Below are 12,990 nucleotides of genomic sequence, written 5' to 3'. Positions count from 1 at the left end.
CTAAAAATAACAGGCAGCAGTGCTGTCGAGGGAAGAACATCATGTTACGTATTGCCGTATTGGGTGCTGGGCGTATTGGCAAGATCCACGCCGCTAACGTTGCAATGAACTCGCGTACGAAGCTGGTCGTCGTAGCCGATCCATGGAAGGAAGGAGTTGATAGTCTCGCCGATCAGCTCGGGTGCGAAGCCTCTTACGACTATGTGTCCGCTATTCATCGAGAGGATGTTGACGCAGTTTTGATTGGTACGCCTACCGAGTTCCACATTGAGTTGATGCTTCAAGCCGTAAAGCTGGGCAAACCCGTGATTTGCGAAAAGCCCATCGATATGGACTATGAACGCGCAGCCGCCGCAGTTCATGAACTCGAAAGCCTCAATGGACGAGTCATGCTGGCTTTCAACCGCCGATTCGACCCTGACTATCTTAGCCTTCGGCGTGCTATTGACGCCGGTGAGGTGGGTGATGTTCGCCAAGTGATCATCACGAGCCGTGACCCTGGACTTGCAAGCCGTGCCTATCTGGAAACGTCCGGCGGCATCTACCGGGATATGACGATCCATGATTTCGATATGGCTCGGAGTCTTCTCGGCGAAGAGCCCGTGGAGGTCTTCGCTATCGGCAGCCGTCTTGTTGACCCTACCCTTGAAACCATTCCGGACTATGACAGCGTGATGGTGCTGATGCGCACCGCGTCAGGCCGTCAATGTCACATCAATTGCTGCCGAGAAGCAGTTTACGGTTTCGACCAGCGGCTGGAGGTCTCAGGTTCGAAAGGCATGCTGCTGAACGAGAATCATCGCCAGAGCACCATCCGCCGCTACGGCGCCGACGCTACAGATGTGGCTGAGCCATTGCTCCACTTTTTCCTGGAGCGTCATGCTGATTCATACAAGATCGAGCTCGATAGCTTCCTTGACGCTCTTGAGACTAATAGCCCAATGCCAGCGACGCCGCGTGATGGTTTGCTCGCTTTGCGCTTAGCCAACTGTGCGACTGAGTCCGCTGCAACCGGCAGGGTTGTGAGGGTAGGACATCACTTATCGCTGGTTGATCCAAACGTCGAAGTGGCTCAAGCAGCAGGAGTCTAAAGGCGGGTTGCCTAGCGCCAAAAATTAGAAATAAAAGGGTCGTCTCGGGCGGCCCTAATCCAGGTGAGAGCCTGGCGTGCATCAATGACGGTTTATAAGACTTACAAAGGTACCGGTCATGACTACGAATACCAAGGTCTATGAAGGCCTCCCAGGCAGCCGCGAAAAGCTTTCTTCAACTCGCGTAGCCTTCATTTTTATAACGAGCTTGTTCTTCATGTGGGGGCTGTCACACGGGCTACTCGATGTGCTGAACAAGCATTTCCAAGACACCCTTCACATATCTCGTGCGCAATCTGGACTGGTTCAAACAGCTTACTTCGGGGCGTACTTCATCATTGCCCTGCCGGTTGGCATGTTCATGGAGCGCTTTGGCTACAAGGCAGGGATTCTGGCAGGACTTGCCTTATTCGCCTTTGGAGCCTTGCTGTTCATTCCCGCTTCGACGGTTGGCACCTTTACGCCGTTTCTGGTTGCACTATTTGTACTAGCATGCGGTTTAGGCTGCCTAGAGACCGCCGCAAACCTGTATGCCGCCGCACTTGGCGATCCTGCGAAATCAGAACAACGTCTGACATTTGCTCAGTCCTTCAATGGTCTGGGCGCTTTCATCGGGCCGGTCATCGGCGGCGCGGTTTTCTTTGCTCCACCTGTTGAGTTCAACGGCAGTCGCATTGATCTGGTTTCGGTGACATATGCGGCGTTGGCTATCATCGTGATGTTGATGTTCGTGGCCTTTGCTCGAATCAAACTTCCGGAAATTCGCGGCGAAAAGATTTCTGATGCACTGGCCTCAAAGGGGGACGAATTAAGCCTCTGGAAGAAGAGCAGCTTCACTGGTGCGCTGTTCGCCCAGTTCTGCAACGTCGGTGCTTACGTCGGAATCGGTGCGTTCTTCATCAATTATGCGATTGATCACTGGCACGGAATCTCCGTCCAGAAAGCATCCTTCCTACTTTCACTTGGGATGCTTGCATACATGATCGGTCGATTCGCCGGGACGTGGATAATGCGTTATGTCCCCGCACGTTCGATTCTGATCCTCAACAGCTTAGTGAGCATGATGCTTTGTGTCGTTGCCATCTCTGGGTTTGAGCGGATCTCGATCTTCGCGGTCGTCGCAATCTATCTTTTCATGTCGGTGATGTATCCAACGATCTTCGCTATGGGTATTCGGGGGCTCGGCACACAAACCAAGAAAGCTGGATCGTGTCTGGTGATGACGCTCGTGGGTGGAGCCTTCGTTCCACTGCTGATGGGCGCGCTTGCTGATCACTTCGGGATTGCTACGGCGTTCTATGTACCACTGGCATGTTTCGCAGTCATCGCATGGTATGGGCAGAGCCAGCCACCTGTGACTGCGACTACCAACGCTCACTGATTCATAAACCCGATAACGACCTGTGGTAGGCCTTGCATAGCTAGGTCTGCTGCAACGGATTCGGCTTGCCCGAGGTTCTTGAACGCCGGTCATGGGCAGACTTCAGATTAGGAAAATCAACATGAAACGACTACAGAACAAAGTTGCATTGGTGACGGGTGGTGGGATGGGAATCGGACGTGCGATCGCCGAGCTTTTTGCCGATGAAGGAGCCACCGTCATAGTTGGCGATGTCCACGAGCCTGCGCCATACAAGAACGATAGTGTCGTCGCCAAGCACCTGGATGTTTCAAAGCTGGAGGACTGGGAAAGCTTCGTCGAGGAGGTCATGCGTGAGCACGGGAAGGTTGATGTGCTTGTCAATAACGCAGGCTTGGTGGGCTCCTACCTTCCCATCGATGAGATCACACTCGATGACTGGAATCGGGTCATCGATATCAACCAGAACGGTTCGTTCTTTGGAATGAGAACTGTCATTCCGATCATGAAGCGTCAGCAATCGGGCTCCATCGTTAATGTGTCTTCGATCTGGGGCATCGTCGGTGCCAGTGGTGTATCGGCGTACCAGGCTAGTAAGGCTGCAGTGCGCATGATGAGCAAGAACGCAGCTTTGTCGTATGTGTCCAACGGTATCCGCGTCAACTCGCTGCATCCGGGGTTGGTTGAAACTCCAATGATTGCCCACCAAGCGGCTGATACCACCGCAGCCGTCGTCGCAGCGACGCCGATGGGGCGTGCAGCGGATCCCAAAGAAATTGCCTACGCGGCTTTGTTCCTGGCCAGTGATGAAGCGAGCTACATCACCGGGACGGAACTCGTTGTGGATGGAGGCTACACAACACCTTGAACGTTCTGTGACGCGCTCGTATTGCAGCACGCGCAACTCCGTGCCGCGATTTTGATACCCATCTGAGGAAAACAAAAATAATGAAAAGGCAGAAAGGTGGTTTGTTGTGCAGCGCTGTTTTCGCAGCAGGTTTGATGTTCCAGCTTTCGCCGGCAATGGCCGCCGGTGAGAAAATCGTAGTCAACTTTCAAACGTTATCCATTCCCTACTTTATCTACATGCACGAGCAAGCCGTGCAGGAAGCTAAGGCCCTTAATATTGAGCTGCTTGTACAGGATGCTCAGTCTTCTTCAACCAAGCAGTCCTCGGACGTAGAAAACGCCCTGACTCAAGGTGTCGCTGCAATGGTGGTTGCACCCAATGATGTGACCGCCTTGGCACCTGCCTTGAACGAAGTGCTATCCGAAAAAGTACCTTTGGTGACAGTCGACCGCCGTGTCGAAGGAACCGATACCCCAGTGCCCTATGTCACTGCGGACAGTGTCGCAGGTGGCCGACTTATGGCCGAGTTGGTCACATCGAACATGAAAGACGGTGCTCGTGTAGCGTTCATCGGCGGTACCCCAGGCTCGTCGACCGCCATTGATCGCGCTAAAGGCGTTCACGACGGACTCAAAGCCGGCGGGGAGAAATTCCAACTCGTGGCTGAACAGTCAGGGGAGTGGGAACGCGCCAAGGCCATGTCGGTGGCAGAAAACATCCTGACTTCGCTGAGTGCAAACCCTCCAGATGCAATTATCTGCGCGAGCGGCGACATGGCCCTCGGCGCTGCGGAAGCCGTGCGGGCCATGGGGCTGAAAGGCAAAGTCGAAGTGATCGGATTTGATGCCTACCCCGAGGTGCTGCGAGCCATCCGTGACGGAGATATCGCTGGCATCGTGGAGCAAAGCCCGAGCAAACAAATCAGAACAGCCCTGCGGATGGCGGTGAAGAAAGTACGCGGCGAAGCGGAGCTCGAAACGGTGATCGTTCAGCCATTCATGGTCACCCAGGAAAACCTGAGTCAGGCAGAGCAATACAGCGCCATTCAATAACCGGGCTGTTCTACGCCCAGTCAATCCGAATGCTTGATGTACCTATGCAATTTGAGGAATTCAAGAATGAAAACGAACAATAAATGTCGAGTGCTGACTGCTGCAATGGCCATTGCTTTCTTGATGTCGAACACTTCCGTTTTTGCTGCTGGTGAAAAGATCGCAGTGAGCTTCCAGACTCTTTCAATCCCCTTTTTCATCTTCATGCACGAGCAGGTTGTTCAAGAGGCTAAAACATTAGACATCAAGCTCCTTGTTCAGGATGCCCAGGCTTCATCCTCCAAACAGAGCTCAGATATCGAAAACTCGCTGACACAAGGTGTCGCCGCAGTTGTATTGACTCCAAACGATGTCACGGCGCTCGCGCCTGCGATCAACGATGTATTGGAGGAGAAGGTGCCGGTAATTGCAGTTGACCGGCGCGTGGAGGGTACCTCTTCACCCGTGCCATTCGTAACAGCAGACAACGTGGCAGGTGGTCGGCTTATGGGCGATTGGGTAGTTAAGAACCTGCCGACAGGCGCCAATGTGGTGCTCATCACCGGTCAGATCGGTTCCACGACTGCGATGGATCGTGCGAAGGGCGTGCATCAATCACTGAGCGCTGCTGGCAGCAAGTTCAAGCTTGTCGCTGAACAATCCGGAGAGGCTGATCGGGCCAAGGCGATGTCGGTGGTCGAGAACATTCTCACCGCTTCGGTAGGTAATCCACCTGATGTGATCATCTGCTCCACCGGCGATATGACGCTTGGAGCAGTCGAAGCGGTGCGCGGCATGGGGCTGGGCGACAAGATAAAGATTATTGGCTACGACGCCTATCCCGAAGTGCTCAAAAGCATCAAGGCTGGTGAGATCACAGGCATCGTCGAGCAGAGCCCAAGCAAGCAGATTCGCACAGCGCTGCGCCTGGCTGTGGACAACATCAGAAACGGCACCAAGATCGAGTCGGTGACCATTACGCCATTCATGGTCACGCGGGAAAACCTTGATCAGGCCGAGCAGTTCAGCGCTATCAAGTAGTCCATGTGGTCACGCTTTTGAAGGCAATGAGGGAGGGAGCAATGCTCTTTCCCGTGTATAGCGAAACCAGGGCTGGGAGGCATCGAGATGAACGATAGGCTGCTGCAAGTTCGCAATATCAAGAAGACCTTTCCGGGTGTCGTCGCGCTCAACGGCGTACAGCTCGAAGTCGGGAAAGGTGAGGCCCATGCTTTGCTGGGTGAAAACGGCGCCGGCAAGTCCACCATTCTAAAGATCCTGGCCGGGGCTCAGCCTGCGGATGCTGGTCAAGGCTCACTTGAATTCAATGGTCACGTGCTTGGGGAGCATGACACCCCCATACATCGCCAGGAGGTAGGCATCATTACGATCTACCAGGAATTCAATCTTATCGCCGACATGTCAGTCGCCGAAAATATGTACCTGGGTCGTGAACCACTACGACATGGTTTCGTTGACTGGAAGCACATGTTCAGTGACGCGCAGCACGTGCTGGACGATCTTGGTTTGCACATTACGCCAAAGACAATGGTGCGCAAGCTGAGCGTGGCGGAGCAGCAAATGGTCGAGATCGCCAAGGCGCTCACCATGAATGCAAAGCTCATCATCATGGATGAACCTACTGCTGCGCTCAGTGGCCGTGAAGTCGACAAACTTCACGAGATCATTGCAGATTTGAAGGCTAAAGGGATCAGCATCATCTATGTGTCGCACAAGCTCAACGAAGTAAAGGCGTGTTGTGATCGCTATACCATCTTTCGCGACGGAGCCTACATCACCTCTGGCGACGTTTGCGACGTTAGTGTTGATGACATTGTCCGACTGATGGTTGGCCGGGACGTGGAGTTTGTCCGCAAACCGCTTACGGGTGCACCAGGTGAGGTGATGCTCAAGGTGCAAAGTGTTTCCAGAACAGCGGCTGGTGGAGGAAGGAGTCTTCATGCGACGCCATTGCTCGACATGTCCGTCGATGTACGGGCGGGGGAAATTGTCGGTTTCGCTGGGCTGGTGGGATCAGGCCGGACTGAACTGGCTCGCGTGATTTTCGGTGCCGACGGATGCGATGAAGGGATGATCTACGTCAATGGGCGCCAAGTCTCTCCATTCAAATCCCCCAAAGAAGGTATCGCTGCTGGCGTTGCGCTTGTTCCTGAGGACAGGAAGCAACAGGCCTGCTTTTTGAGCCACTCAATCCGTTGGAATATGAGTTTGCCAAGTCTTGGCGGATTGCAGCGCTGGGGCATGTTTATCGATGACCGGGCTGAAACCCAGCTCATCCAGGACTACCAGAAGCGACTGCGCATCAAGATGGCTAACGACAACGTGGCCATTGGAACGCTGTCTGGAGGCAACCAGCAGAAAGTGATTTTGGCTCGCTGCATGGCGCTCAAGCCGAAGGTGCTCATCGTCGATGAGCCAACACGCGGCATCGATGTAGGGGCCAAGGCAGAAGTTCATCAACTTCTGTTCGACATGGCCCGAGCCGGCGTCGCCGTGATAGTGATTTCTTCCGAGTTACCTGAAGTCATGGCGGTCAGCGACCGGATTGTCACGTTCCGTGAAGGGCAGATAACCGGAATTGTCACGGCTGATGAGGCAACTGAAGAGCTTCTTATGGCGCGTATGGCTCAAGGCGTGAGCTCATCGTTTTCGCAGCAAGGCGTGGCCTGAACGGGTCGCACCCGCATCGTCTATCGAGTAAATAAAAATGATCAAGCCAGCATCGAATGAGTCAGTCGTGGAACGCCGGAAAAAAATTGAGATAGTCGGGTTCTTTGAGAAGTATGGCGTGTTGTTGTTTCTCGTCGCGCTTATCGTCATTTTCACCCTATACAACCCAATGTTCCTGTCGGCACGAAACATCAAAAACATTCTTACCGAAGTGTCGATCTACGGAATCATTGGTGTGGGCATGACCTATGTGATTCTCACCGGGGGAATCGATCTTGCAGTGGGGTCGTTGCTTGCATTCGCAGCGATCAGCGGTGCATTTTTGATGCAAGCGCTGGGCGGCGATTTCTTCATGGGATGGCTCGTTGCGATGCTCGCAGCGTGCGCAGTCGGCACGATGGCGGGCTACATCCATGGCAAGGTGGTGACCCGTTTCGGCGTACCCGCGTTCATTGTGACGCTTGGCGGTTTGACCGTGTGGCGCGGCGCGACACTCATTGTGAATGACGGTGCGCCTGTTAGCGGTTTCAATGAAGCTTTTCGCTGGTGGGGAAGGGGAGACGTCTTAGGCGTACCGGTTCCTGTCCTCGTCTTTCTTGTGGTCGCTCTGGTGGGATACATCGCGTTGCGCTACACCCGATATGGCCGGCAGGTTTATGCCGTTGGTGGTAATCCAGAAGCAGCGCGACTCTCAGGCTTGAGTGTTCAGTCCATAGTTCTGAGCGTCTATGTCATCACCGGCTTCCTTGCCGGGCTTGCTGGATTCCTGCTGTCTGCACGACTTGGATCGGCTGAGGCCGTTGCCGGCACGGGTTACGAACTGCGCATTATCGCTTCAGTGGTGATTGGTGGTACCAGCCTGTTTGGTGGTTTAGGTGGCGTCGGCGGCACGATTGTCGGAGCGTTGCTCATCGGCGTACTCATCAATGGCTTGGTTATCATGAACGTATCCGCGTATTACCAACAAGTGGTGATTGGAATCATCATCGTGTTGGCGGTCGGTTTCGATACGTATGCCAAATCCAGAGGCAAGTCATGATTTGGCTGAAGCACCGTAGAAAATGATATGTAACTGTTTCACTGGAGCCTTATCTATAAGTGTCGTTACCCGTCGACCTCACGAGGTTGGCTCCAGGCTGCAACCACACGAAGTAACTAAATAAAAGCCCACGTCGCTGGAAGAGGAATCTTCCGGTAAGGGTTCGGCTGTCCCGAGAAAATTAAATAAAAATAATAAGTGGAGACGCAAAATGAGATTAAAGACTGTTTTCTGGAGTGTAGGTGTGGCTGTAGCAATGCCGCTGTCTGCAAATGCACTGGATTTCAGCGGCTATCTTCGTACGGGTACAGGTAACGCCTTAGAGGGCGGCAGTCAGTCCTGCTTTCAGCTTCCGGGCGCGCAGTCTAAGTATCGGTTGGGTAATGAGTGCGAACAGTACTTCGAGCTTGATCTGCGGCAAGATCTTCTCAAACTCGATGATGGCTCCGCCATCAGTATTGAGGGCATGGCTCAGTTGTACAATCAATACGGCCATACACCGAAGTTTACGGGGGATTATGGCTTTGCACGAATGAACCAGATGTACGCTGAATGGAGCAAAATGCCCGCTCTTAACGGAGGCTCTTTTTGGGCTGGCCGTCGTTACTACAATCGAAACAGCATCGAAATGAGTGACTACTTCTATTGGAACCAGAGTTCGAATGGTTTCGGCTTCGATCAAGTAGGTATCGGTGATCTCAAATACAGCTACGTTTTTTCGCGCAAAGACAACTTGTTCCAAAAGGACTACATCAACCGCCACGACTTTACCGTCAGCGGCTTCGATACCAACCCCGATGGGGCGCTGCAACTGGGCGTGAGCTTTCTCGACAAGCCGGACAGCAGGGATGATTCCCATACGGGTTGGTCGGCCATCGCCCAGCACAAACAGAAAGGCTTCCTAGGTGGGCTTAATACCTTTGCGGTGCAATACGGACGCGGCCCAGGAACGGCTTTGAGTTACACCGGCGACCCAGCTCTGGATAACGCCAATCAGAGTTGGCGCATGGTGGAGTACTTCGACTGGCAAATGACTCCGCGATTCAGTGGGCAGCTTCAGGTCGTCTATCAAAAGGACAAACGTCCAGACGGTGATGACCAAAACTGGCTTTCTGTGGGCGTACGCCCGGTCTATGCATTCACTGAACAATTCAAATTGAGCACCGAGATTGGCCGAGACCAAGTGGAGGCGCCTGGTGGGACGCGCAAACTGACGAAATTCACCATTGCGCCAACTTGGTCACCTGCTGGGCCTGGCTACTGGCATCGTCCAGAGTTTCGTCTGTATTACACCTATGCGTCCTGGAACGAAGCGGCCCAACGCGCAGCGAATCAAATGGCTGCTGGGTCAGCGCTTTCGGATACCGGTGCCTTTGGTAATGCGTTGCATGGCTCAAACGTTGGTGTGCAGCTTGAGTACTGGTGGAAATAGGCGCGTCAGCCAACAGGGTCAAGTCAACTGACCTCCGGGAAGCCCTACCGCCAGTTATGTCCAGGTAGGGCTTCGACTATCGAGTTGTAAGGGAGACCTGCACATGTGTTCGCAATCGCATTGTTTTAGTGTTTTTACTGCTTGGGTTTGCGACACAGGCCATGGCGGTAAAGGTCACAATGATTGCTGACACAAACGCCAAAAGCGCATACCCAATGGGCTTCTGAAATTGGCATTGTCGCTGAGCGCAAAGCGCTACGACTTTGCGTTTCTTCCTGATTCACCTACGGCCAATCACATCGCCACAGTAACGCCAGTTATAGCGCCAGAAATTCAGGCCTGTCTTCCAGCTTGAGGTGGATGTACATCGAAACCAGGTCGTGCGGCCTGCATCGTATCCGCACCCAGTCCCTTGGTCATGCGGTTGGCGACATCGACACTCTAAAAGCGCGGCTTGCTGTAACACTTTGTCTTAAAGTTGCTGTGCTTTGCCGTTATGTGGCTCTTGCACTCAATATGGATACCAATATAGTATCCGATTGTGGCGTGAGTAAACACCGTATGTTCGATTCTCGTCCATGTGGCGGCAATAGCACTTCATGACGGATTATTGCTTCGGAGATTCTCTCGGGCAGCGCAAATGCGAACCCGGCTTTTGTTAAAAGAATCCCGTTAAATTCTCTAAGGCGAAACTGGCTAAAACGTCTGTGGTAAGTCAACCGGTTACGGTTAGGCACGAAGCCCGAAAAGAATTAACTCTGAGATATCTTCTCGCGGTAAACCCCCAAATGCTATTGCCACCCTTACTTATTCCGTAAGGCAAAAGTATGTGGTGAGCTCTAACCTCAATGAAGTCATCAGCGACATCCTGTGTTGACACGTAGGATGCCGTCCGTGGGGAGGTTAGACGGGCGACGTTGGCGGAATGGCCCCCAAATCACAGCTAAGTCCAGTTAATTTTTTTTGTCTTAAATAGATACTTTTATAGTATCCGGTGGCGTAGATAAGGAACACGTGATGACGAAACTTAACGCAATTTCCCAAGTGACTACCGGTGGCGCCACCGGTAAGGGGGCAGTTCAATATACCTGTGTGACCTGCGGTATTTGCTGTAAAGGAAGGCTGATTCCTTTAACCGTGAAAGAGGCGGAACAATGGCTCACGCGGGGTGATGACGTAGCGATACTGCTGGAGGCGTTCAGTCACTCTGCGGAGGCAGTACAATCACCTGAGTACCAGCATAATGCGAGCCGAGCAGCCAAAGTGACAGCAGGAGACAGTGAGCTTAACGTTATTGCCATATTCGCAGGAAATGCATTGAATCAGTGTCCGAGCCTACAAGAGGATAACCTTTGCGGTATTTATGAAGATCGACCGTTGGTGTGTCGAATTTACCCTATGGAAATAAATCCATTCATTGAATTAAGAGTTGAGAATAAAGTTTGCCCTCCTGAGTCTTGGGGGCGTGGTGAAATCATTTGTACCGACGGCGAAGCAAATCCGCCCTTAAAGTTGCTGATTAACCAGTCTAAAAAGGCCGATGTTGAGGATGCTGCCGTTAAGGTGGCGATCTGCGAACTATTGGGGGCTACCGTTGCAAGTTGGAAAGGCGATGGGTTGGCGGTTTATTTCCCGAAACGAGAAACGCTGCTCGGCGCAATCCTTGCCAGTGATGCACGCTCAGCGCCCTCAAATAGCCGATGGGCCGTTCGTACTGATAACCTTGAACTACGTTATCAACTTCAAAGCGCGGGCTTGCCGCTGGCACCTGAAGATGCAAGCAATTACGTCTATCAAGCGTTGTAGCATTTACGGAAGGGCAACTAATGCTTAGGCAGGGGTCGAAGCAATCTTTCGTACAGGACGACATCTCACTTACGGAGCGAGGTATGCAAGTTCGAGCAATGCATGAACGCTTACGAGCGCAGCGGCGCAATAGAGAAGAGCGCGATAACAGCTCTTCAGCGGCTATTTTGGATACCCAATCGACTCGCGGCTTAAGGTTGAGACGGTGCCGACCTGTGCCTTGCCGCCCCGGACGGCTCTTGCATTCGACATGGATACTAATATAGTATCCATGAATGGCTTCAGTAAACACTCAATTCTCCATCGCCGTCCATGTACTGGCGGCAATCGCACATCACGACGGGGTTTTCGCTTCGGAGATTCTCGCGGGCAGCGTAAATGCGAACCCGGTTTTTGTTAAAAGAATCCTCGTTAAGCTTTCGAAGGCGAAACTGGCTAAGACGACGGTTGGTAAGTCGGGTGGTTACGGACTGGCGCGAAGCCCAGAAAATATTTCACTTTTGGACATCTATTCTGCGGTGAGCCCTCCTGATGCGTTTGCCATTCATACTTATCCGATAAGGAAGGAATGTATCGTGAGCACCAACATCAAGGAAGTCATGAGCGACGTACTGGTTTGTACTCAAGAGGCCGTCCATAGGGAGTTGAGACAGACGACGTTGGCAGATGTGGTGTCCAAAATCAGAGCTAAGTCCGCTTAGCTTTTTTTTGCCTATAATAGATACGTTAATAGTAGCTAATAAGCATTTAAAGGAACTCGAAATGACGAAATTGAACGAAAAGTCCTCTCTGCCTGACGGCACTGCAACCGGCCCCGCCGCGACTACGCATTACAAGGATTCGCCCACCGCCGTTCTCATCGGAGTGACCGGTGGGCTTGGCAACGCGCTGGCCAGGCTCCTGGCGGCCGAGGGCTTTCGATTGGTGCTCGCTGCGCGACGAGAGCACGACGCCGCCGAGATAGCCGGCAAAAGCGACGGTTCGGCGATTTACGTGCGCGCGGACGTAACCGATCCGGCTAGCCTTGAGAAGCTGGCAGTAACAGCTTTTGAACACCTCGGCCGGATCGATGCAGTGGTTAACCTTGCAGGTATCTCGCCCCGCAAACCTATTGAAGACTACACGCTATCCGACGTCGACGATCTGCTCGCTATCAACGTGAAGGGGCCAATCCTCGTGACTCAGGCATTCCTGCCTGGGCTGCGCAAGCAAGCCAGCGACGGAGTGATTGTCCACATCGGTGGAGCCATGGATGGCCGGGTGGCGCTGCCTTTTATGAGCGCCTATGCGGCGACCCGTGGCGCACTGGCGAGCTACGTGCAAGGCGCCAATCGCGAGCTTGAAGGGACAAACGTATCCCTGTCGTTCTTCGGGCCCGCCCCCTCCAACACCGAGTCGGAGTCCCCATTTTTCGACATGTGGAAAAAGATGGGCGTCGACCTATGCGAGCCTGATGAAGTTGCACGCGATATCCTCGCGACGATCCGCCAGCGACGTAAGGAGCATGTCATGGGTGGCGCGCTGCTCAAGATGATGACGCTTATGAACGCCATCTCTCCATCCGTTGCTGATGCGATAGGTCTGCGGAAATTTGGGAAGCTTATCAAGCAATATAGCCCGCGTTGATGATGAGCTTCGAACTTTATTCGGGGCGGGTAGAAGCGCCACGTTTCTCAGCCGTCCCTAATAG

General features: G+C 53.1%; 11 protein-coding genes. All 11 read left to right on the top strand.

Annotation, left to right across the window (positions count from 1 at the left end):
* The first annotated feature begins 41 nt into the window (after nt 1-41).
* The 11 genes from iolG to AC3IUF_RS14595 all read left to right on the top strand — a co-directional run bounded on the left by iolG (nt 42) and on the right by AC3IUF_RS14595 (nt 12,926).
* Complete coding sequence (gene iolG / locus AC3IUF_RS14645) at nt 42-1,091, top strand: inositol 2-dehydrogenase (RefSeq protein ID WP_489281486.1); 1,050 nt, start codon at nt 42-44, stop codon at nt 1,089-1,091.
* Nucleotides 1,092-1,209: 118 nt separating this feature from the next.
* Nucleotides 1,210-2,472 (top strand): sugar MFS transporter, encoded by a 1,263-nt coding sequence (locus AC3IUF_RS14640; RefSeq protein WP_489281484.1) that lies wholly within the window; start codon nt 1,210-1,212, stop codon nt 2,470-2,472.
* Between the two features lie 121 nt (nt 2,473-2,593).
* Nucleotides 2,594-3,319 (top strand): SDR family NAD(P)-dependent oxidoreductase, encoded by a 726-nt coding sequence (locus AC3IUF_RS14635; RefSeq protein ID WP_489281482.1) that lies wholly within the window; start codon nt 2,594-2,596, stop codon nt 3,317-3,319.
* Nucleotides 3,320-3,399: 80 nt separating this feature from the next.
* Nucleotides 3,400-4,353 carry a sugar ABC transporter substrate-binding protein gene (locus AC3IUF_RS14630; RefSeq protein ID WP_489281480.1) on the top strand — a complete coding sequence of 318 codons (954 nt, stop codon included), beginning with the start codon at nt 3,400-3,402 and terminating at the stop codon, nt 4,351-4,353.
* Nucleotides 4,354-4,419: 66 nt separating this feature from the next.
* Nucleotides 4,420-5,373, top strand: coding sequence for a substrate-binding domain-containing protein (locus AC3IUF_RS14625; protein ID WP_489281478.1), 954 nt, complete (start codon nt 4,420-4,422; stop codon nt 5,371-5,373).
* 87 nt (nt 5,374-5,460) lie between these two features.
* Nucleotides 5,461-7,023, top strand: a complete 1,563-nt coding sequence (locus AC3IUF_RS14620) for a sugar ABC transporter ATP-binding protein (protein WP_489281476.1) — start codon at nt 5,461-5,463, stop codon at nt 7,021-7,023.
* 37 nt (nt 7,024-7,060) lie between these two features.
* On the top strand, nt 7,061-8,062 hold the full coding sequence (locus AC3IUF_RS14615; protein ID WP_489281474.1) for an ABC transporter permease: 1,002 nt from the start codon (nt 7,061-7,063) through the stop codon (nt 8,060-8,062).
* Between the two features lie 211 nt (nt 8,063-8,273).
* Nucleotides 8,274-9,494 carry a maltoporin gene (locus AC3IUF_RS14610; RefSeq protein ID WP_095124660.1) on the top strand — a complete coding sequence of 407 codons (1,221 nt, stop codon included), beginning with the start codon at nt 8,274-8,276 and terminating at the stop codon, nt 9,492-9,494.
* Between the two features lie 1,017 nt (nt 9,495-10,511).
* Complete coding sequence (locus AC3IUF_RS14605) at nt 10,512-11,300, top strand: YkgJ family cysteine cluster protein (protein ID WP_489281472.1); 789 nt, start codon at nt 10,512-10,514, stop codon at nt 11,298-11,300.
* Between the two features lie 275 nt (nt 11,301-11,575).
* Nucleotides 11,576-12,001 carry an Rrf2 family transcriptional regulator gene (locus AC3IUF_RS14600; protein WP_095124662.1) on the top strand — a complete coding sequence of 142 codons (426 nt, stop codon included), beginning with the start codon at nt 11,576-11,578 and terminating at the stop codon, nt 11,999-12,001.
* A 61-nt stretch (nt 12,002-12,062) separates the two neighbouring features.
* Nucleotides 12,063-12,926 carry an SDR family NAD(P)-dependent oxidoreductase gene (locus AC3IUF_RS14595; protein ID WP_489281470.1) on the top strand — a complete coding sequence of 288 codons (864 nt, stop codon included), beginning with the start codon at nt 12,063-12,065 and terminating at the stop codon, nt 12,924-12,926.
* Nucleotides 12,927-12,990 lie beyond the last annotated feature (64 nt).

Source organism: Pseudomonas sp. KH_040 (genome assembly GCF_057839305.1).
The sequence above is the reverse complement of the archived record's forward strand: the minus strand, read 5'-3'. Positions and strand labels throughout refer to the sequence as shown.

Coding starts and splice junctions, on each gene's coding strand:
- AC3IUF_RS14600 (WP_095124662.1), top strand. CDS start 11,576: ATGGCTTCAGTAAACACTCAATTCTCCATCGCCGTCCATGTACTGGCG.
- AC3IUF_RS14615 (WP_489281474.1), top strand. CDS start 7,061: ATGATCAAGCCAGCATCGAATGAGTCAGTCGTGGAACGCCGGAAAAAA.
- AC3IUF_RS14610 (WP_095124660.1), top strand. CDS start 8,274: ATGAGATTAAAGACTGTTTTCTGGAGTGTAGGTGTGGCTGTAGCAATG.
- AC3IUF_RS14625 (WP_489281478.1), top strand. CDS start 4,420: ATGAAAACGAACAATAAATGTCGAGTGCTGACTGCTGCAATGGCCATT.
- AC3IUF_RS14595 (WP_489281470.1), top strand. CDS start 12,063: ATGACGAAATTGAACGAAAAGTCCTCTCTGCCTGACGGCACTGCAACC.
- AC3IUF_RS14630 (WP_489281480.1), top strand. CDS start 3,400: ATGAAAAGGCAGAAAGGTGGTTTGTTGTGCAGCGCTGTTTTCGCAGCA.
- AC3IUF_RS14640 (WP_489281484.1), top strand. CDS start 1,210: ATGACTACGAATACCAAGGTCTATGAAGGCCTCCCAGGCAGCCGCGAA.
- AC3IUF_RS14605 (WP_489281472.1), top strand. CDS start 10,512: ATGACGAAACTTAACGCAATTTCCCAAGTGACTACCGGTGGCGCCACC.
- iolG (WP_489281486.1), top strand. CDS start 42: ATGTTACGTATTGCCGTATTGGGTGCTGGGCGTATTGGCAAGATCCAC.
- AC3IUF_RS14620 (WP_489281476.1), top strand. CDS start 5,461: ATGAACGATAGGCTGCTGCAAGTTCGCAATATCAAGAAGACCTTTCCG.
- AC3IUF_RS14635 (WP_489281482.1), top strand. CDS start 2,594: ATGAAACGACTACAGAACAAAGTTGCATTGGTGACGGGTGGTGGGATG.